Raw genomic sequence first — 19,487 nt, 5'->3', positions numbered from 1 at the left:
CCCCCCGGGGGCACTCACAGCCCGGACACAGGCACAGCACACGGACGTGACAGCGGGGGTGGTGAGTGTCGTCTCATGACGACGACACAGCCGGCCCGCGTACCGCTGGGCTCCCTGCCGCCGCGTGAGCATGTGCGGCTCGGTCAGATCGCGACCGTTCTCGATGTGGTGATACCCGTCTACAACGAGGAGCGGGACCTCGAAACCTGTGTGCGGCGGTTGCGTGAGCACCTTGCCCGGACCTTCCCGTACGGGTTCCGGATCACCATCGCGGACAACGCGAGCACGGACCGGACGCCGGAGGTCGCCGCGCGGCTCGACGAGGCGCTCGACGAGGTCACCGCGGTGCGGCTGGAGCAGAAGGGGCGCGGGCGGGCGCTGCGTACGGTCTGGTCGCTCTCCGAGGCGCCGGTGCTGGCCTATATGGACGTCGATCTGTCCACCGACCTCAACGCGCTGCTGCCGCTGGTGGCGCCGCTGATCTCCGGGCACTCGGACCTGGCGATCGGCTCCCGGCTCAGCCGCAGCGCGCGGGTGGTGCGGGGGCCGAAGCGGGAGTTCATCTCGCGGACGTACAACCTCATCCTGCGGGGCTCGCTCGCCGCCCGGTTCTCCGATGCGCAGTGCGGGTTCAAGGCGATCCGCGGCGAGGTCGCCGAGCGGCTGCTGCCGATGGTCGAGGACACCGGATGGTTCTTCGACACCGAGTTGCTGGTGCTCGCGGAGCGGGCCGGGCTGCGGATTCACGAGGTGCCGGTGGACTGGGTCGACGACCCGCACAGCACCGTGCAGCTGGTGCGGACGGCCACCGACGACCTCAAGGGCGTGTGGCGGGTGGGGCGGGCGCTGGCGACCGGCGGGCTGCCGCTGGACCGGCTCGCCCGGCCGTTCGGGGACGATCCGCGGGACCGTGAGCTGGCCGGTGTGCCCGGCGGGCTGGCCCGCCAGCTGGTCGGCTTCTGTGTCGTCGGCGGGCTGAGCACCCTGCTCTACCTCGCCCTCTTCTCCTTCTTCCGCCTCGGCACGGGCGCCCAACTGGCCAACGCGGCGGCGCTGTTGCTGTCGGCGTTGGCCAATACGGCCGCCAACCGGCGGCTGACCTTCGGGGTGCGCGGCCGGCACCGGGCGGTCCGCCATCAGGCCCAGGGCCTGGTGGTCTTCGCCATCGGACTGGTGCTGACCAGCGGCTCCCTCGCCGCCCTCGAAGCGGCCGGCGGCACCGCCTCGCACGGCACCGAACTCGCGGTGCTGGTGGCCGCCAACCTCGCGGCGACGGTGCTGCGGTTCCTGCTCTTCCGCGCCTGGGTCTTCCCGGACCGCGACCGGCGGGACGAAGCAGCCGCGCCGGCGCACCCCTCGTACGACAACGACCTCACCAGGAGCACTCGATGACCCCGCAGCACCGGCCCGGCACACCCGCCCCGCCGCCGACCGCCGCACAGGGGAGCGCACCGGCCGCCGGGCTCCCGGCGCCCCTGGCACCGGAGCCGGCCGCGCGCTGGGAGCGGCCCGCACTGCTGGCGTTGCTGCTGGTCACCGCGGTGCTCTACCTCTGGAGCCTGTCCTCCTCCGGGTACGCCAACCAGTTCTACTCGGCCGCCGTACAGGCCGGCAGCGAGAGCTGGAAGGCCTTCTTCTTCGGTTCGTCCGACGCCGCGAACTCCATCACCGTCGACAAGCCGCCGGCCGCGCTGTGGCCGATGGCGCTGTCCGTACGGCTCTTCGGGCTCAGCTCGTGGGCGATCCTGGTGCCCGAGGCGCTCATGGGCGTGGCGGCGGTCGGGGTGCTCCACGGGGCCGTACGGCGGCGGTTCGGCGCGGGGGCGGGGCTGCTCGCGGGCGCGACGCTGGCGGTGACGCCGGTCGCGGCGCTGATGTTCCGGTTCAACAACCCCGATGCGCTGCTGTGCCTGCTGATGGTCTGCGCGGTCGCCTGCGTGCTGCGCGCACTGGAGCACGGCCGGACGAAGTGGCTGGTGCTGGCCGGGATCTGCTTCGGGCTCGGGTTCCTCACCAAGACGCTGCAGGCGTGGCTGATCCTGCCGCCGCTCGCCGTCGTCTACGCCTGCTGTGCGCCGGTCGCGCTGCGCCGGCGGTTCGGTCAGCTGCTGCTCGCCGGGCTGGCGCTCGTGGTGTCCGGCGGCTGGTGGGTGGCGCTCGTCGAGCTGTGGCCGGCCGCCTCGCGCCCGTACATCGGCGGGTCGCAGGGCAACAGTTTCCTGGAGCTGACCTTCGGCTACAACGGCTTCGGGCGGATCACCGGCAACGAGACGGGCAGCGTCGGGGGCGGCGGCCGCCCCGGTGGCGGCGGTGGCGGCTGGGGCGAGACCGGGATCACCCGGCTGTTCTCGTCCGACATGGGCGGGCAGATCTCGTGGCTGCTGCCCGCGGCGCTGATCCTGCTGGTCGCGGCGGTGGCGGTGCTGTGGCGGGCGCGGCGTGCGGTGGCCGCCGAACAGGCCGCTCAGCGCACGGAGTTCCTGGTCTGGGGCGGCGCGCTGCTGATGACCTTCACGACCTTCAGCTTCATGTCCGGGATCTTCCACCAGTACTACAACATCGCGCTGGCCCCGTATGTCGCGGCGCTGGTCGGGATGGGGTCGGCGCTGTTGTGGCGGCGCGGCGGACGGCTCGCGGCGTACGTCCTGGCCGGGACGGTGGCGGTGACCGCCGGATGGTCGTTCGTGCTGCTCAACCGCTCCCCGGACTGGCTGCCGTGGCTGCGCTGGACGGTGGCCGCGCTCGGCCTGCCGGCGGCGCTGGGACTGCTGCTGTCGGCACGGAGGGGGGCCGTGGCACCGAAGGAGGCGGCGGCGCAGGAGGAGGCGGCGGCCGCGGCGGGGGCGATGGCTCCGGACGAGGTGCCCGCTGTGGACGGGGCGCCCGTGGCCGGTGGTGCGCCGTTGTGGGCGGGTCGGCGGCTCGCGGTGGTCGCGGCCGGGCTCGGGGTGGTGACGGCGCTGGCCGGTCCGGTGGCGTACACGCTCGACACGGTCAACACGGCCAAGGGCGGGTCCATCGTCACGGCCGGTCCCACGGTGCGCGGCGGTATGGGCGGGCCGGGCGGAGGGTTCCCGGGCGGCGGGATGCCCGGCCGCAAGGGAGGCGCGCAGGGCGGCGCTCCGGGCGGTGCACCCGGCGGCGCTCCGGGCGCAGGTCAGGGCCAGGGCGCCGGCCAGGGCCAGGGCCGGCCCCCGGGCGGCCCGCAGGGCACCAACCCGGGACAGAAGCAAGGCCAGAAGCAAGGCCGGAACCAGCATGGTGCCCAGGGGCGGTTCCCCGCGCCGGGTGCCCAGGGGTGGCCGGGCGGCCGGGGCGGCTTCCCCGGCGGTATGGGCCGCTTCGGTGAGGGCGGCGGCCGGATGGGCGGTATGGGCGGGCTGCTCAACGGCGCCGAGGTGAGCGACCGGGCCAAGGCGTTGCTGGAGAAGGACGCGGACGACTACACCTGGGCCGCCGCGGCCATCGGCTCCCAGACCGCAGCGAGCTACCAACTCGCCACCGAGAAGCCGGTGATGGCGATCGGCGGCTTCAACGGGAGCGACCCGTCGCCGACCCTCGCCCGGTTCAAGGAGTACGTCGCGGACGGCAAGATCCACTACTTCGTCGAGGGCGGACGCCGCGGCCCCGGTGGCAACGGGGGCGACGCCTCGAAGATCTCGGCCTGGGTGACGAAGACCTTCAAGAAGGTGACCGTCGGCGACGCCACCTTCTACGACCTGACCAGCCGGAAGGCGTGACCGGGGGCGTCACCGAGGAGGTGTGGGCCCGGGTGGGGCGCGCCCCGCCCGGGCGGCCGGAACCGGGCCCGCCCCGCCCGGCCGAAAAGGAAATGTACGGCGTATAGCGCTCCCTGTACGGTGTAAGTCAACGCCCACACCGGACAGGGAGCCCGTATGTCCCCCGTGGCCTCCGACGCCACCACCACACTCCAGCCGCCGGGCCGGACCGCCGCCCGCTGGCTGATCCTGGCCGTCATCTGCCTCGCCCAGCTCACGGTCGTCCTCGACAACACCGTCCTCAACGTCGCCATCCCCTCGCTCACCGGGGACCTGGGCGCGAGCACCGCCGACGTGCAGTGGATGATCAACGCCTATGCGCTGGTCCAGTCGGGCCTGCTGCTCACCGCGGGCAACGCCGCGGACCGCTACGGCCGCAAGAAGATGCTCGCCGCCGGCCTGGTGCTGTTCGGTGCCGCCTCGCTCGGCGCCGCCCTCGCCCAGTCGCCCGGCCAGCTGATCGCCGCCCGCGCCGGGATGGGCGTCGGCGGCGCGCTGCTGGTGACCACCACCCTCGCCGTCGTCATGCAGATCTTCGACGACGAGGAGCGCCCCCGGGCGATCGGCATCTGGAGCTCGGTCAACTCGCTCGGCTTCGCCGCCGGACCGCTGATCGGCGGTGCGCTGCTCGACCACTTCTGGTGGGGCTCGCTGTTCCTCGTCAACCTCCCGGTCGCGGTGCTGTCGCTGGCCGCCGTCCTCACCCTGGTCCCCGAGTCCGCGAGCGGCGGCGGGCCCGGCGCGCGCCCGGCCGGGGGGACGCCCGTCGACCTCCCGGGTGCCGTGCTGTCCATGATCGGCATGGTCGGGGTGGTCTTCGCGATCATCTCCGGGCCGGTCACCGGCTGGCTGTCCGGGCGGGTGCTGGTCTCCGCCGCCATCGGCCTCATCGGTCTCGCGGCCTTCGTGCTGTGGGAGCTGCGCGTCCCGTATCCGATGCTGGACATGCACTTCTTCCGCAACCGCCGGTTCATCGGGGCCGTCTCCGGCGGCATCCTCGTCGCCTTCGGCATGGGCGGCTCGATGTTCCTGCTCACCCAGCATCTGCAACTGGTCCTCGGCTACGGCCCGCTGGACGCCGGACTGCGGATGGCGCCGCTCGCCGTCACCGTCATCCTGATCAACTTCACCGGGCTGAGCGCGCGGCTGCTGCCCCGGCTCGGCACCCCCGGAATGATCGTCTCGGGGATGTCGCTGCTCGCGGCCGGTCTCGCCGCCATCGCCCTGCTCGGCGGCGACAGCTACGGCGGCATGCTGACCGGCCTGATCGTGATGGGCGTCGGGGTCGCCTTCGCCATGCCGACCATGGCCAACGCCATCATGTCCGCGATCCCGCCGGCCAAGGCCGGGGTGGGGGCGGGCGTCAACGGCACGCTGATGGAGTTCGGCCAGGGGCTCGGCGTCGCCGTCCTCGGCGCGGTCCTCAACTCCCGCTTCGTCGCGCTGCTTCCGCTGGTGGCCGCCGGTGCCGGCTCGCTGCCCGCGGCGCTCGCCAGGACCCGTACGGACGCCGAACGGGCCGCCGTGCACGACGCCTTCGCCGCCGGTATCGGCACCAGCCAGCTGGTCGGCGCGGCCGCGGTGCTCCTCGGCGGGCTGGTCGCCGCCGTCCTGCTGCGCCGGGCCGAGCGCACCGGCCAGGACATCGCGGCGGCGGCCCCCTCCTCCGGTGCGGAACCGGCGGCCGCCGCGGCGGAATAGCATCGGCGGGTACATGATCGTGAACGGTTGGGTGCCGACGGCGCGTATGACACCCCGTACGCGCCGTCCACCGGCCACGACGCCGCACACGACACCGACGACGACACCCAGGACGTCGAAGACGCTCCGGGCAGGGAGGGGCGCCATGGCAGCGACGGACGGCCGTACCGGGAAGCGGCCGAACAGCGTCTGGCTGACCGAGAGCCCCCCGCTCAAACGGAAGGCGGACCAGCCGGCCGGACTCGACCGCGACAAGATCGTCGCGGCGACGGTCCGGCTGCTGGACGCCGAGGGCCTGGCGAAGTTCTCCATGCGCCGGCTCGCCGCCGAGCTGGGCGTCACCGCGATGTCCGTCTACTGGTACGTCGACACCAAGGACGACCTGCTGGAACTCGCCCTGGACCACGTCATGGGCGAGATGCGGCTGCCGGACGAGGCCGACACCGGCCGGGACTGGCGGGACCATCTGCGCTCACTGGCCCATGAGTACCGCACGCTGCTCACCGGCCACACCTGGGTGGCCCGGCTGCTGGGCACGTACATCAACATCGGCCCGCACTCGATCGCCTTCTCCGACGCCAGCATGCGGGTGATGAAGGACAGCGGGCTGTCGCTCCAGCAGATCACCGGCGGGCTCTCCGCCGTCTTCCAGTTCGTCTACGGCTTCGCCACCATCGAGGGCTTGTTCAACGCCCGCTGCGAGGAGGCGGGGATGCCCGTCGACGACTACTTCCAGCAGGTCATGGCCTCGGTCCGGAACCGTCCGGAGTTCGCACAGACGGTGGAGAACACCACCAAGGTCATGGCGGCCCGCGGCGGGAGCACCGTACGGGAGATGCGCGACCGCGACTTCGCGTTCGCCCTCGACCTCCAGATCGCCGGCATCGAGGCGATGCGGGACCGGGCGGGGGAGTGACGGGCGCGGGGCGGACGGGCGCGGGCCGGGGCCCGGGGGAGACCCGGAGGCCTCACCCCGTCGGCAGGCTCTCCCCCTGCACCGCCTGGACGTCCAGCTCGACCTTCAGCGTGGTTCCGATGGCCGCGATACCGGCCGCCACGACCTGGTTGTAGTTCATCTTGAAGTCCTCGCGGCGCAGTTCCGCGGTGGCCCGGAACGCGGCGCGCACCCCGCCCCACGGGTCGGGGCCGGTGCCGAGGTAGCTCAGCGCCAGGTCCACCGGCCGGACGACACCGTGCAGCGACAGCTCGCCGTGCACGGTCCAGCGGTCCGGCCCGGCCGGTGCCAGTCCCGTGCTGCGGTAGGTGATCTCCGGGTACTCCTCGGTGTTCAGGAAGTCCTCGGAGCGCAGATGGCCGTCCCGCATCCCGTTGCCGGTGTCGATGGAGGCGGCCTTGATGACGGCCTCGACCCGCGAGGCGCTGAGGTCCTCGGCGATCTCGATCCGGCCGCTGAACTCGGTGAACCGGCCGTGCACGCTGGAGATCCCCAGGTGCTGGGCGACCGCCGCCACCGTCGAGTGCATCGGGTCGATGGTCCAGGTGCCGGGCGGCGGCAGCTCGGCCCCGCCCTGCCGGGCCAGGACGACGGTGCCCACGTCCATCCGGCCGCTGGCCGTCACGATCGCGCTGGCGGCGGCCGGTGCGTAGCCGACGGCCGTCACGATGACCGTGTACGGGCCGGCCGGCAGCGGCTCCGCGCTGCGGAGGGTGCCCTCGTCGTCCGCCGAGGCCCGCAGCACCTGCGCGCCGGTCATGTCGGTGACGGTCAGTACGGCGTGCTGGACCGCCCAGCCGTCCCGTGTGCGGACCTGGGCCCTCAGTCCCGCAGCTCCCGCGCCCGTCGAAGTCATTGCCTCTCCCGTTTGTCGCCTGGTGGTGCCCCCTGCTCCCGGGGTCCCCGCCCGAAGTGGTGCGGGGGCCCCACGAGCGTGGGGAAGTGTGCGGGCTCCGGACGGCGGCGTGCAGGCCGTCCCCTGCCTGTGCGCAGCGCCGCCGCCGGAGCCCTGGGTCCGGTCCGGGGCGCGCCTCCGCTCAACGCGCGCGCCGGACCGGGGTATTGCTCCCGGGTGAGATCCCCGGGCCCGGGGGATTTCAGTCCCCGGTGTGCGCGAGTTCGACGTCGTAACCGTCGACCCCGTGCGCCTCGACCGCGAGGCCGGTGGCGACGGGCGGGTAGCCGCTCGCGATGACCGTGTAGTCGCCGGCGTCCAGGTCGGTGAAGGCGTAGGCGCCGTCCTCCCCGGTCGTCGAGGTGGCCACGACATTGCCCGCCGCGTCCACCAGCGTGACCCGTGCGTCGGGCAGCGGCCGGCGCTGCGCACCGGCCCGCACGACGCCCTGCACCCGTGCGCCGGACAGCAGCTCGATCTCGATCCGGGTGGTGCCCTGGCCGCCGATCTCGACCGGCAGTGCGGCCGGGCGGTGGTTCGGGGCGTTCACCGCGACGGTGAAGGTCCCGGGCGCCAGCTCGTCGAAGGCGAACTGGCCCTCGGCGCCGGTCTTTCCGGTGGCCAGCACCTCGCCGCGGACGTCGGTGACGACGACCATCGCCCCGTCGACCGGTGCGCCGGTGGCCGCGCTGCGGACCTGCCCGCCGAGGCCGCTGGTGCCGCTGAGCAGGATGTCGTAGGCGTGCGGCGCCTCGCCGATGACGACCGTGGACGCCTGCGGCTGGTGGCCGTCGGCCGCGGCGATCAGCACGTACGAGCCGGCGCCGGGGGCGTCGAGCACGTACGAGCCGTTGGCCTGGGCGACCGCGCGGCCCAACTGCCGCCCGCCGAGCGAGATCAGCGTCACCGCGGAGCGCGGTACGGGGTTGCCCTCCGCGTTGCGGACGAAGCCGTGCACCGCGGGACCGGACGGGATGCCGTCCCCGCCGCCGGCCGAGGCGTACGCCGCCAGCGGCTGCGTGGCCGTCGCGGCGGCCGGGCGCGCCCAGGAGGGCGTGTGCGCCGCGTCGTCCGGGGCCACCGGGGCGGCGCCCACCAGGGCGGGCTCCCGCTCCTCGGCCTGTGCCGGGACGACGGCCTCCGGGGCGGTGGCCGCCGGGGTCGCAGCCAGGGCGGCCGCGGCCTCCTCGCCCTCCGAGCTCTGGGCCAGTCCGCCACGCGTCTTCAACGCGACCTCCTTGATGAACAGGGTGAAGAGGAAGGCGAGCAGCGCGCAGGGCGCCGCGTAGAGGAACACATCGCCGACACCGTGGCCGTAGGCGCTCTCCATGACGGTGCGCAGCGGCGCCGGGAGGGCGTCCAGGTCGGGGATGCCGCCGCCGCTGTTGCCGGCGTGCGCGGCGGCCTTGGCGGCCTTCGGGCCGAGTTCGGCCAGGCCGTCCTTGACGTAGTGGCTGACCCGGTTGGCCAGCACCGCACCGAGGGCCGAGACGCCCACCGCACCACCGAGGGAGCGGAAGAAGGTCACGACGGACGAGGCGGAGCCGAGGTCCTCCGGGGCCACCTGGTTCTGCGTGGCGAGCACCAGGTTCTGCATCATCATGCCGATGCCCAGGCCCATCAGCGCCATGAAGATCGCGATGTGCCAGTACTCGGTGTCGTAGCGGATGGTGCCCAGCAGGCCGAGGCCCGCGGTCACCAGCACACCACCGCTGACCAGCCACGCCTTCCACTTGCCGGTCTTGGTGATGACCTGGCCCGAGACGGTGGACGAGATGAACAGGCCACCGATCATCGGGATCGTCAGGACGCCGGACATCGTGGGCGACTCACCGCGCGCCAGCTGGAAGTACTGGCTGAAGAAGACGGTGCCGGAGAACATCGCGATACCGACGAACAGCGAGGCCACCGACGCCAGGGTGATCGTCTTGTTGCGGAACAGCCGCAACGGGATGATTGGCTCCTTGGCCTTGGTCTCGACGAAGACGAAGACCGCGCCGAGCACCACCGCGCCGCCGACCATGGCGGCGGTCTGCCACGACATCCAGTCGTACTTGTCGCCGGCCAGCGTCACCCACACCAGCAGCAGCGAGACCGCCGCGCTGATGAAGAACGCGCCCGCCCAGTCGACCTTGATGCCCTCGCGCTTGACGACGGGCAGCTTCAGGGTCTTCTGCAGCACGATCAGCGCGATGATCGCGAACGGCACGCCGACGTAGAAGCACCAGCGCCAGCCGAGCCAGTCGGTGTCGGTGATGACGCCGCCGAGCAGCGGGCCGCCGACGGTGGCGACGGCGAAGGTGGCGCCGAGGTAGCCGCTGTAACGCCCGCGCTCCCGCGGCGAGATCATCGCGGCCATCACGATCTGGGCCAGGGCGGACAGCCCGCCCACGCCTATGCCCTGCACCACGCGGCAGGCGATCAGCATCCCGGTGTTCTGCGACAGACCCGCGACGACCGAGCCCGCGACGTAGATGATCAGCGAGACCTGCACCAGCAGCTTCTTGCTGAAGAGGTCGGAGAGCTTGCCCCACAGCGGGGTGGTCGCGGTCATCGCCAGCAGCGAGGCGGTGACCACCCAGGTGTAGGCGCTCTGCCCGCCGTCGAGGTCATGAATGATCTCCGGCAGCGCGTTGGACACGATCGTCGAGGACAGAATGGCGACGAACATGCCGAGCAGCAGCCCGGACAGCGCCTCCATGATCTGACGGTGCGTCATCGGGGCCCCGTCGGAGGCGTGCTGTCCGCCTCCGTGTCTGGCGTGGCCGCCCCGCACACCGGCTGGTGTGGTCGTAGCCATGTAGTTCCTTTTCATCCTGCGGGTGTACGGGTGGTGCAGTCGTGATGCGCGCGGGGGCGGCAGTCGCCGAAGCTCGTACGGAGCCTGGCGAGGAGTTCGGTGAGGAGCCCGACGTCGTCGTCGGACCAGTCGTCCAGGTACCGGGCGAGCGTGGCCGTGTAGCGCTCGGCCAGCTCCGCCAGGAGCGCGGTGCCGCTCGGGGTCAGCCGCAGCAGCCGTGAGCGCTTGTCCGCCGGATCGGGCTTCCGCTCGATCCAGCCGCGCTCGGCGACATGGGCGACGTGCCGGCTGGTCACCGACATGTCGATCGCCAGCAGCTCGGCGAGCTGGCTCATCCGCATCTCGCCGTGCCGGTCGAGCAGGGTGAGCACCCCGGCCGACGCCGGCGGGCAGTCCTGGGGCAGCATCCGCCCCATCTCGCGCTTGACGGCACCGATGGCGCTGAGTTGCCTGGCCAGCTCCTCGTACTGACTCTGAGCTGCCACCGGCTCCTCCACGCATCCCTCGCACATCTTTTGTTGCTTGGGGCAACCATAGGCAAGTTGGTTGCTGAAGGCAAACGATTCGTCCAGGGTTGAAGTAAAGGGAGCCAAAAGTCTGGACCGGGGATTGGTCAATGGGGTCGGCGAGACCCGCAAAGCCGCAGGTCGGAGGCCGGATGACGGCCGCCGCCCGATACCGGTCGGTAACGGGACGCCCTCAGACGACCTGCCCGCACCCCCGCCCACGCCCCGTACGCGTCCGGTGCCCGCTCCGTAGGCGCCCCCGGCGGTGTGGTGCGACCGCCCCAGGGGTGCCGCCCCGCCCTTGGTTCGCTAGGGTCCTTGCCCATGGCGACCAACCCGCAGAACCAGCCCGGCGGCACCCACGACCCGGCCGGCAGCACGCAGATGTTCCGCGCCTTCGTGGACGAGGGCGGCACCCCGCAGGCCGGCAGCCGCCGCGCCGCCGCCCCCCAGCAGCCGGCCGGCCCCCGCGTGGGCCTCATCGTCGGCGTGATCGTCGCCATCCTGGCCGTAGCGGGCGCCGCCTGGCTGGCGCTGTCGTAACGCCTTCCTTCGCACTGTTCTCCGCAGTCGTCTACCTGCGTCCGGGCCCGGCATGGCCATGCCGGGCCCTTGGTGCGTCCGCCCGCCACCCTTCCGGGAGGTGCGGCCGGGGTGCTCCCCACCCGCGGCCGCCGAGGCAGGGAACCGGGGCGTCCAGCACACTGGTGACCACCTGACGGGAGTCCCTTGAGCCGCGCCCTCTGAAACGGGGAAAGACTGTTGCTGGACGAGACGGTGTTCCGGACCGACGCTCTGCCCGTGGCGGACAGGTTCGACTACTGGGTCGAGTTGCTGGGCCGCACCCACGCCCCCATGGAGCTGCGCAGCGACTGCCCCGACGACTTCCGCGCTTCCCAACGCGTGCTGGATCTCGGTGCTGTCACCGTGTGGTCCGCCACCTACCAGCCCCTGGTCTTCCGGCGCACACCGAAGCTGATCCGGCAATCCGACCCGGAGGCCTACCACCTTTCCCTCGTCGTCCAGGGGAGCGGGACAGGCGAGTGGCCGAACCGGGAGACCGCGTACAAGCCGAACGACCTGTTCGTCACCTCCACCTCACTGCCGAACGACATCCGCAGCAGCACCGGGGGCCCGGTGACGATCATCGCGCTGGAGACTCCCAAGGCCCTGCTGCCGCTGCCTCCCGGCATGACCCCACGGCTGGTCGGGGCGCCGGTGTCGGCCCGGGAAGGTATGGGTGCCCTCCTGGCACGGTTCCTCACCCAGCTGACCGCGGACACGACCGCGTACCGGCCCTCCGACGGACCCCGGCTGGGCACGGTCCTGAACGATCTGGTTGCCGCGCTCTTCGCCCACCTGCTCGAAGCCGGCGACCGCCTCCCCCCGGAGACCCACCGACGGGCCCTCACCTTGCGCATCCAGGCGTTCATCCGGGAGCAGCTGCACGACCCGTACCTCACCCCGGCCACCATCGCCGCCGCGCACCACATCTCCACCAGCTACCTGCATCGTCTCTTCCGTGACGAGGACGCCACCGTCGCCGAGTGGATTCGCCGCCGACGCCTGGAGGCGGCCCGCCGCGACCTCACCGACCCGGCACTCCGCGCCGTCCCCCTCCACACCATCGCCACCCGCTGGGGATTCCCCCGCGCGGCCGACTTCAGCCGCGCCTACCGCGCCGCCTACGGCACCACGCCCAGGGACCACCGGCATCAGGCCCTCAACGGCCACAAGTGAACTCATTGCGAACGCAGTTGTGCACTCTGAGCTAACGATTCGCCAGGCGCATCCACCATCATGGAGGGCGTCAGTTCGATCATTGTCCTGGTGAGGGGTGGGGGCCCTTCGCGAGGACGTCCGACCCGAAACGACCAGCCATGTGGTGATCCGCAGTGTCCACAGGGGGAATCCATGCGCACTCTCACCTCAGCCGGAGCCTTCGTCGCCGCCCGCGGCCTCACCTTCGGACTGACGGCGGCACCGGCATGCGCGGCGCCTGCCGCCTGCGCCTCCCCGGCCACGGTGCGGCCGTCCGGCCGGGCCGGCGCATCCACCACGCCGAAGACGCCGCCGGCACCGGTCTACCGAAGCCGAGCGGGTCCGTAGTCGACCGGGGGATGTCGGGCGGCGGTGACGACGTCCGGCTCAGGGGCCTTGGCAGACCACTGAGGGCTGTCCCGGAATCCCTGGCGGATGCACGACGACAGCTACGGCACTCCCCCGGCTCACGCCGGGAGGTGCCCCCGCACCACTGACGCCGTGCGCTGATCCACCAGGGATTACGGGACAGCCCTTATGGGTCTCAGGAGGCCGCCACCAGCCGCTCCGCCGACCGGTGGGCCGTGTCCAGTACGCCGCCCAGCTCCCCGTAGACCAGCCGACCCGCGCGCTTGACCGGGCGGCCGTCCACCAGGACCGTGTCGATGTTGCCGGGGTGGGCGGCGGTCACCACGGCGCCGATCGGGTCGTGGGCGACCGGGGCGAGGTTGATGTCGTCGGCGCGCAGGAGGACGAGGTCGGCGCGCTTGCCGACGCCCAGTGAGCCCACCTCGTCGGCCAGTCCGAGGGCCTCGGCGCCCTCGGCGGTGGCCATGCGCAGGACGTCGGCCGCCTTGACCGTGGCCTCGCCGTCACCGTCGCCGTCGAAGTGGCTGCTCATCAGGGCGGCGCGCATCTGCGAGAACATGTCGCCCGGCGCCGAGGTCACCGCGTCCGCGCCCAGGCCGGTCGGGATGCCCGCCCGGCGCAGCCGTCCCGCCATCGGGGCGCCGAACCGCATCGACGCCTCGATCGCCGGCGTGATCGCCACCGCACCACCGGACTCGGCGATCAGCCGCAGCTCGGAGTCGGGCAGGGAGTTGCCGTGTACGTACAGGGTTCCGGAGGTCAGCAGCCCCTGCTCCTGGAGGGCGGTGATCGGCCGCATCGCCACCGGGCCGGCGGTCACATGGACGGCGATCGGCAGCCCCAGCTCACGGGCCAGCAGCCAGTCCTCCCGGACGGCCTCCGGCGGTGCGAAGGACGGGCCGACGGGCGCCAGGGCCATCGTGAGCAGTGCGTCGCGCGAGGGGAAGTACCGGGCGCGGACCTCCCGCACCCAGTCGGCCCGTCGGGCGGTGTCGTCGAAGACGGGGTAGCCGTAGCCGAAGACGGCGCGGATGCCCGCCTCCTCCAGGGCCTCGACGGCGGCCGCGCTGTGCTCCGGCGTGTACTGGACGTGCGAGAAGTCCTGCACGGTGGTGACGCCCGAGTCCAGGCACTCCAGCGCCCCGAGGAGATTGCCGGTGTACACGTCGGCGGGCGTGAAGCGGCCGGAGAGGTCGCCGAGAATCCGGCCGAGGTAGCTGTCGAGGCTCTCGTCGACCGCGGCGGACCGCAGGACGGCCTGCCACAGGTGCCGGTGGGTGTCGACGAAGCCGGGCAGGACGACCAGCTGCCGGGCGTCGATCACTTCCAGGCCGGTGTCGGACTCGTCGCAGGGCAGCCCGCGGCCCACGGCGGCGATCCGGCCCTCCTCGACGAGGACGTCGGTGTGCGGGTGGACGACGGGGTGGGGGGAGGTGTCGATGACCAGGCCGCCGCGCAGAAGCAGGCGCGGTGAGTGGTGGCGCTCGGTTCCCATGGCAAGTCACCCTCTACACATTCGGAAGAAAGCTTTATAGAAAGCTATCATGGTGCTGATCTATCCTGCCGACGTGACTGCTCCACCCGGACCACGCCCCGATCCCGTCGACGCCCTGCTGGACGCCTGGCGCACCGAGCTGCCGGACGTGCTCCGCCCGTCGACGGAGCTGTCCAAGCGCATAGCCCGGCTCGCCCGCGCCCTGGATCAGGCGACCCGCGGTGTGCTGCCCGAACTCGGGCTGACCGTCGCCGAGTTCGACATCCTGGTCGCCCTGCGCCGGGCGGGCGAGCCGTACCGTATGAAGCCGAACGAACTGGCCCGTGCCCTGCTGCTGTCCTCCGGCGGCATCAGCAACGTCGTCAACCACCTCGCCGGCCGCGGCCTGGTCCGCCGCGAGCCCTCGCCGGACGACGGCCGGAGCACCATGATCAGGCTGACCCCCGACGGGGTGCGCACGGCCGAGCGCGCCGTCCGTGCCAACGCCGACGCCCATGAGGCCCTCTTCGCCGAGGCGTCCCCCACCACCCTGGACGCCGCCACCCGGGCCCTGCGCGACGTGGACATACGCCACACCGCCGCCCCGCGCCCTCTACGGACCGGACGGAATCCCAGCCGCTCCTGAGGCCGCGGGTCCGGGCCGCCCCACCACGGAGCCCCGGACCGGGCCTGGGCTCCCGCGGTGAGGGGGCGGCCGCCGGAAGCGGCGGTTCAGGCCTGGTCGGCCGCCGCCTGGAGCGCGGCGATGTCGATCTTCTTCATGCCGAACATGGCCTTCATGGCACGGGCCGCGCGCTCCTGGTCCGGGTCGTTCAGGATCTCCGCCATGCCACCGGGCGCCACCTGCCAGGACAGCCCGTACTTGTCCTTCAGCCAGCCGCAGGGACCCTCTTCGCCGCCCTCGGAGAGCTTGGCCCAGTAGTAGTCGATCTCGTCCTGGTCGGCACAGGTGATCATCAGGGAGACGGCCTCGGAGAAGGTGAACTCCGGGCCGCCGTTGAGCGCGAGGTACTCCTGGCCGTCGAGTTCGAACTCCACCGTCAGCACGGTGCCGGCCTCCCGCGGGCCCGCCTCGTTGTAATAGGTGACTGCGTTGATCTTCGAGTTCGGGAACACCGAGCAGTAGAACTCGGCGGCTTCCTTGCCTTGGGTGTCGAACCAGAGGTTGGGCGTGATCTTGGGCATGGTCTTCTCCCTGGGACGGTTCGCGGCCGGTGGCCGCGGCTGTGCCTCTATAGACCGTCGCACCGCTCGGAACTCATCGCTATTCAGGGAGAGGCTTCCGCGGGCAGGCGGGGGAGCGCGGCGCAGCGGCCCGGAGGGCGTCCCGGCGGTCCGCTCCGGCCCAGGCCGACGGCGACGGGCTCCGGCGGCCTCCGGTGGCCCGCCCCGGCGGCCTCACTTCCAGCCGAACGTCACGTCCTTGGTGTCGAGGTGCATGCCCGCCGGCACCCGCCAGCCGTCCACACACACCCGCCAGCTGCCGGTCTTCCGCTTCCCCGGGGCGAGCGGCAGCGGGAGCTTGTGGGTGGAGCTGATGGTGGCCCAGTCGATGCCGAGGCCGCCGATGATGTGGGTCCCGAAGGTGACCGTGCCGGCGGTGACGGGCCGGTCGCCGGTGTTGAGGAACTCCAGGGTGACCTGCTCGCACCAGCGCACGTCGGTACCGGACCGGCCGGGCAGGCCGATCAGCAGGCCGTCGGGGGTGCCCGGGCCGGCCGGAAGGGTCGGGGAGGGCGGTTTCGGCGCCGGGGTGCCGTGCGGCGGGGTGGGAGGGCCGGGACGCGAGGGGGAGTTGGGCGCGCTCGGAGAGGCCGGGGGTGTGCTGCCGCCTCCCTGGCCGGGGCGCGTTCCCGTGGGGCCCGGGGAGGCGCCGGGCCGGGCACCGGAGACGCCGGGCCGGCCGGGCGCCCGTGCGCCGTCATCCGCGTCGCCCTCGCCGGAGCCGCCGGACGCCCCGGAGTCGGGCCGGCCGGTCTCCGTACCGCCGCCGCTGTCCTTGCCGCCGCTGCCGTCTCCGTGCCGTCCGCGGCCCCCGTCGCCGTCCAGGGGCGTCAGCTCGACGCGGCCCTCGGGCGGTACGGCCTGATTCGGCCCCCGGCCGTCGGCGGGACCCGCGGCGCCCACCGCGGCATGACCCGCGCCGGCGGTGCTGCCGCACCCGGTGAGCAGGACACCCAGACACAGCACGGCCGCGGAGGCGGAGGCAACAGTCGTCGTCCGTCGCATGGGGGGCAGTGTTGCTGACGATGCGTCAGGTGTACAGAGGTCCGGACGCCGGACTCGTGGAGGACTGAATCGCCTGGAGGGCCGCATCACCGGAGAGTGGGATGGCCGAATCGGCGGGGAGGTTGACGGCCGTGCGCGGGAAGAGGCGGACGGGCCGGGCGACATGAACGCCGGGACGCCGGGACCCGCATCAAGTACGCGGTCCACGAGCCACCTTGGGAGACCCTGAAGCCGTCACGGGCGTCGGCTCACCTCACGAGCCCATGAAGCCCGGAAGTCACGAAACCAGGAAGTCACGAAGCTGCGAAGCCATGAGGCCGCGTACGACCGCCTCTGGCCACCGACGGCTCTGCCGGCCGCCTGCGACTCTTCTACGGCTTCTCATACGGCACTTCGGTCGGCCGGGGCGGGAATCCCCCGCACTGCGCCCCGCCTTCCTCCTGCTGGTTCTGCTGGTCCTGCTGGTCTGCTTGCGCTGCTCCTCGTGTTCCCTTACAACTGTCCGCCGAGCGGCACGAGGCTTTGTGCAGCCCCTCGGCGGACCGTTCCTCAGTCGGAGATGAGGCCCTCGCGCAGCTGCGCCAGAGTGCGGGTGAGCAGCCGGGAGACATGCATCTGGGAGATGCCGACCTCCTCGCCGATCTGCGACTGCGTCATGTTGGCGAAGAAGCGCAGCATGATGATCTGGCGCTCGCGGGCCGGGAGTTTGGCCAGCAGGGGCTTGAGGGACTCGCGGTACTCCACGCCCTCCAGGGCGCTGTCCTCGTAGCCGAGGCGGTCCGCGAGGGAGCCCTCGCCGCCGTCGTCCTCGGGGGAGGGGGAGTCGAGCGAGGAGGCCGTGTAGGCGTTGCCGACGGCCAGGCCGTCGACGACGTCCTCCTCCGACACCCCCAGGCACAGCGCCAGTTCGGGAACGGTCGGGGAACGGTCCAGCTTCTGGGAGAGCTCGTCACTGGCCTTGGTGAGGGCGAGCCGCAGCTCCTGGAGCCGGCGCGGGACCCGGACCGACCACGAGGTGTCGCGGAAGAAGCGCTTGATCTCGCCGACCACGGTGGGCATCGCGAACGTCGGGAATTCCACGCCGCGTTCGCAATCGAAACGGTCGATCGCCTTGATCAGGCCGATCGTGCCGACCTGGACGATGTCCTCCATCGGCTCGTTGCGGCTGCGGAAGCGGGCCGCCGCGTAGCGGACCAGCGGGAGGTTCAGCTCGATGAGCGTGTCGCGGACGTACGTACGCTCCACACAGTCCTTGTCGAGCGAGGCCAGCCGCAGGAACAGGGAGCGGGAGAGCGTGCGGGTGTTGATGGAGTCGTCGTCATGCACGTGCGGTGCGGGCGCGGGAATCGCGGGAAGCACCTTTGAGCTGCCCAGTTCTACGGACATGCCACCCCCTTGAGGTCGCGGTCGGGTCGCTGCGGCGCTCCTCGGACCGGGGCGGAACGAGGAGTTATACCTCCACCTGAATACCGGAGGCAGCGCCACGGCAAACGCGGTTCCTGCAGAATGTCACATGTCGGCAACACGCTGTAGCGCCATGTCGACATATCTGTGCAGGATCGGGTCGCCCGTCCCGGCTATGCGTCGATCCTGTTTGCGGATCGCAGCCGGGCGAAGCTCCGCGACAGTAGCCGCGAGACATGCATCTGCGACACCCCTAGCTCCGCACTGATCTGGGACTGCGTCAGATTGCTGTAGTAACGCAGCAGAAGAATCCGCTGCTCGCGCTCGGGCAGCTGGACGAGAAGGTGCCGTACGAGGTCGCGGTGCTCGACGCCGGCCAGCTCCGGGTCCTCGTAGCCGAGGCGGTCGAGCAGGCCGGGCAGGCCGTCGCCCTCCTGTGCGGCCTCCAGCGAGGTGGCGTGATACGAGCGGCCTGCCTCCAGGCAGGCCAGCACCTCGTCCTCGCCGATCTTCAGCCGCTCGGCGATCTCGGCGGTGGTGGGGGAGCGGCCGTGCAGCACCGTCAGGTCCTCGGTCGCGCCGTTGACCTGGACCCACAGCTCGTGGAGCCGGCGTGGCACATGGACCGTGCGGACATTGTCTCGAAAATAGCGTTTGATCTCGCCGACGACGGTGGGCATCGCGAAGGTGGGGAACTGGACGCCCCGGTCCGGATCGAATCGGTCGATCGCATTGATCAGACCGATGGTGCCGACCTGGATGACGTCCTCCATCGGCTCATTGCGGCTGCGGAAGCGCGCCGCGGCGTACCGGACCAGCGGCAGATTGGCCTCGATCAGGGCGGCGCGGACCCGCGTGTGCTCCGGCGTGCCGGGGTCGAGGTCCGTCAGCTCCGCGAACAGCACCTGCGTGAGCGCCCGCGTGTCCGCGCTTCGGCTCTCGCGGGATGGAGCCTTGGGCGCAGTACGGGCCGTCACGGTCACGCCACCCTTCACAGTGCATGTATCCGGCAAAAGCGGTCATAGCATCACAAGACATGTGCACTGTGTGCAAGCACCCCATAACGCCGTGTTGAACAGAGAGTTGAGTGGTGCGGGAGGGTGCGCGGACAGGTGGCGGACGGTGGTGGCCCGGGGTACGGCAAAGCCCCTCGCCCACGGGGGCGAGGGGCTCGGCGTGACGGGCCGGGGGAGTGCCGCGGCTCAGAATTCGTAGTCGGCGATCACCCAGGTGGCGAATTCGCGCCACTGAGCGGCGGCGGCCTGGTGGGCCGGGTGCTCGATATAGCGGGTGAGGGCGTCCCGGTCGGCCACGGCGGAGTTGATCGCGAAGTCGTGGGCGATCGGGCGGTCGGTGATGTTCCAGGCGCACTCCCAGAACTCCAGCTCCGGGATCTCGCCCTCCAGCGCCGCGAACGCGCGGGCGCCGGCCTGCACCCGCTCCTCGTCGCGGGAGACACCTTCGTTGAGCTTGAACAGGACCAGGTGGCGGATCACGGGGGCCTCCGTGCGGCATACGAGGCGCAGCCGGTCCGGTCGTCGGACGGCTGGGCCGGGGCTGGGGCACCGGCCGACCGTGGGCCGGCCCGGTCCC

General features: G+C 72.0%; 16 protein-coding genes. 7 read left to right on the top strand and 9 right to left on the bottom strand.

All coding sequences use genetic code 11. The features are described 5' to 3' along the window. Positions 1-75: 75 nt before the first annotated feature. The 4 genes from ACGFN2_RS05280 (at position 76) to ACGFN2_RS05265 (ending at position 6,396) form a co-directional block, all read left to right on the top strand. The gene (locus ACGFN2_RS05280) at positions 76-1,392 is read left to right on the top strand and encodes a glycosyltransferase (RefSeq protein WP_393357681.1); all 1,317 of its coding nucleotides are present in this window, start codon (positions 76-78) and stop codon (positions 1,390-1,392) included. Further along, the gene (locus ACGFN2_RS05275) at positions 1,389-3,740 is read left to right on the top strand and encodes an ArnT family glycosyltransferase (RefSeq protein WP_393357679.1); all 2,352 of its coding nucleotides are present in this window, start codon (positions 1,389-1,391) and stop codon (positions 3,738-3,740) included. The genes ACGFN2_RS05280 and ACGFN2_RS05275 overlap by 4 nt, the downstream gene beginning before the upstream one ends. Before the next feature lie 156 nt (positions 3,741-3,896). Next, positions 3,897-5,480: an MFS transporter gene (locus tag ACGFN2_RS05270; protein WP_393357677.1), complete on the top strand. Its 1,584-nt coding sequence runs from the start codon at positions 3,897-3,899 to the stop codon at positions 5,478-5,480. 145 nt (positions 5,481-5,625) lie between these two features. Then, positions 5,626-6,396: a TetR/AcrR family transcriptional regulator C-terminal domain-containing protein gene (locus ACGFN2_RS05265; protein ID WP_393357675.1), complete on the top strand. Its 771-nt coding sequence runs from the start codon at positions 5,626-5,628 to the stop codon at positions 6,394-6,396. A gap of 52 nt (positions 6,397-6,448) precedes the next feature. Here ACGFN2_RS05265 and ACGFN2_RS05260 read toward each other — a convergent pair whose 3' ends face one another. From ACGFN2_RS05260 to ACGFN2_RS05250, 3 genes are all read right to left on the bottom strand, one after another. After that, positions 6,449-7,291, bottom strand: coding sequence for a YceI family protein (locus ACGFN2_RS05260; protein ID WP_393357673.1), 843 nt, complete (start codon positions 7,289-7,291; stop codon positions 6,449-6,451). 241 nt (positions 7,292-7,532) lie between these two features. After that, positions 7,533-10,130 carry an MFS transporter gene (locus ACGFN2_RS05255; RefSeq protein WP_393357671.1) on the bottom strand — a complete coding sequence of 866 codons (2,598 nt, stop codon included), beginning with the start codon at positions 10,128-10,130 and terminating at the stop codon, positions 7,533-7,535. Positions 10,131-10,141: 11 nt separating this feature from the next. Further along, complete coding sequence (locus ACGFN2_RS05250; RefSeq protein ID WP_362603899.1) at positions 10,142-10,615, bottom strand: MarR family transcriptional regulator; 474 nt, start codon at positions 10,613-10,615, stop codon at positions 10,142-10,144. A 345-nt stretch (positions 10,616-10,960) separates the two neighbouring features. Between ACGFN2_RS05250 and ACGFN2_RS05245 the strand changes: the two genes are divergently transcribed. Together ACGFN2_RS05245 and ACGFN2_RS05240 are read left to right on the top strand one after the other, a co-directional pair. Then, positions 10,961-11,179 (top strand): hypothetical protein, encoded by a 219-nt coding sequence (locus ACGFN2_RS05245; RefSeq protein WP_362603897.1) that lies wholly within the window; start codon positions 10,961-10,963, stop codon positions 11,177-11,179. 258 nt (positions 11,180-11,437) lie between these two features. Next, the gene (locus ACGFN2_RS05240) at positions 11,438-12,376 is read left to right on the top strand and encodes a helix-turn-helix domain-containing protein (RefSeq protein ID WP_362603895.1); all 939 of its coding nucleotides are present in this window, start codon (positions 11,438-11,440) and stop codon (positions 12,374-12,376) included. A gap of 565 nt (positions 12,377-12,941) precedes the next feature. Here ACGFN2_RS05240 and ACGFN2_RS05235 read toward each other — a convergent pair. Beyond that, the gene (locus ACGFN2_RS05235; protein WP_393357668.1) at positions 12,942-14,261 is read right to left on the bottom strand and encodes an amidohydrolase family protein; all 1,320 of its coding nucleotides are present in this window, start codon (positions 14,259-14,261) and stop codon (positions 12,942-12,944) included. 73 nt (positions 14,262-14,334) lie between these two features. Here ACGFN2_RS05235 and ACGFN2_RS05230 point away from each other — a divergent pair, with 73 nt between their 5' ends. Next, the gene (locus tag ACGFN2_RS05230; RefSeq protein WP_362603891.1) at positions 14,335-14,886 is read left to right on the top strand and encodes a MarR family transcriptional regulator; all 552 of its coding nucleotides are present in this window, start codon (positions 14,335-14,337) and stop codon (positions 14,884-14,886) included. 86 nt (positions 14,887-14,972) lie between these two features. On the opposite strand, the gene ACGFN2_RS05225 is transcribed toward ACGFN2_RS05230, so the two are convergent. From ACGFN2_RS05225 to ACGFN2_RS05205, 5 genes are all read right to left on the bottom strand, one after another. Further along, positions 14,973-15,446: a VOC family protein gene (locus ACGFN2_RS05225; RefSeq protein ID WP_362603889.1), complete on the bottom strand. Its 474-nt coding sequence runs from the start codon at positions 15,444-15,446 to the stop codon at positions 14,973-14,975. A 213-nt stretch (positions 15,447-15,659) separates the two neighbouring features. Beyond that, on the bottom strand, positions 15,660-16,490 hold the full coding sequence (locus tag ACGFN2_RS05220) for a hypothetical protein (protein ID WP_393357665.1): 831 nt from the start codon (positions 16,488-16,490) through the stop codon (positions 15,660-15,662). A 549-nt stretch (positions 16,491-17,039) separates the two neighbouring features. Continuing rightward, positions 17,040-17,876, bottom strand: a complete 837-nt coding sequence (locus ACGFN2_RS05215; protein WP_362603885.1) for an RNA polymerase sigma factor SigF — start codon at positions 17,874-17,876, stop codon at positions 17,040-17,042. Between the two features lie 191 nt (positions 17,877-18,067). After that, positions 18,068-18,877, bottom strand: a complete 810-nt coding sequence (locus ACGFN2_RS05210) for an RNA polymerase sigma factor SigF (RefSeq protein WP_168480565.1) — start codon at positions 18,875-18,877, stop codon at positions 18,068-18,070. A gap of 219 nt (positions 18,878-19,096) precedes the next feature. Continuing rightward, positions 19,097-19,390: a Dabb family protein gene (locus tag ACGFN2_RS05205; RefSeq protein WP_362603883.1), complete on the bottom strand. Its 294-nt coding sequence runs from the start codon at positions 19,388-19,390 to the stop codon at positions 19,097-19,099. Positions 19,391-19,487: the final 97 nt, after the last annotated feature.

Source organism: Streptomyces sp. NPDC048612, from assembly GCF_043199295.1.
Classification (GTDB): domain Bacteria; phylum Actinomycetota; class Actinomycetes; order Streptomycetales; family Streptomycetaceae; genus Streptomyces.
Note: the sequence above shows the minus strand (reverse complement) of the source record. Positions and strands in the feature narration are given on the sequence as shown.

Bases quoted from the DNA above. Each gene is read 5' to 3' on its own strand.
- ACGFN2_RS05255 (WP_393357671.1), bottom strand. From the start codon at position 10,130: ATGGCTACGACCACACCAGCCGGTGTGCGGGGCGGCCACGCCAGACAC.
- ACGFN2_RS05220 (WP_393357665.1), bottom strand. From the start codon at position 16,490: ATGCGACGGACGACGACTGTTGCCTCCGCCTCCGCGGCCGTGCTGTGT.
- ACGFN2_RS05280 (WP_393357681.1), top strand. From the start codon at position 76: ATGACGACGACACAGCCGGCCCGCGTACCGCTGGGCTCCCTGCCGCCG.
- ACGFN2_RS05265 (WP_393357675.1), top strand. From the start codon at position 5,626: ATGGCAGCGACGGACGGCCGTACCGGGAAGCGGCCGAACAGCGTCTGG.
- ACGFN2_RS05270 (WP_393357677.1), top strand. From the start codon at position 3,897: ATGTCCCCCGTGGCCTCCGACGCCACCACCACACTCCAGCCGCCGGGC.
- ACGFN2_RS05245 (WP_362603897.1), top strand. From the start codon at position 10,961: ATGGCGACCAACCCGCAGAACCAGCCCGGCGGCACCCACGACCCGGCC.
- ACGFN2_RS05225 (WP_362603889.1), bottom strand. From the start codon at position 15,446: ATGCCCAAGATCACGCCCAACCTCTGGTTCGACACCCAAGGCAAGGAA.
- ACGFN2_RS05215 (WP_362603885.1), bottom strand. From the start codon at position 17,876: ATGTCCGTAGAACTGGGCAGCTCAAAGGTGCTTCCCGCGATTCCCGCG.
- ACGFN2_RS05235 (WP_393357668.1), bottom strand. From the start codon at position 14,261: ATGGGAACCGAGCGCCACCACTCACCGCGCCTGCTTCTGCGCGGCGGC.
- ACGFN2_RS05260 (WP_393357673.1), bottom strand. From the start codon at position 7,291: ATGACTTCGACGGGCGCGGGAGCTGCGGGACTGAGGGCCCAGGTCCGC.
- ACGFN2_RS05275 (WP_393357679.1), top strand. From the start codon at position 1,389: ATGACCCCGCAGCACCGGCCCGGCACACCCGCCCCGCCGCCGACCGCC.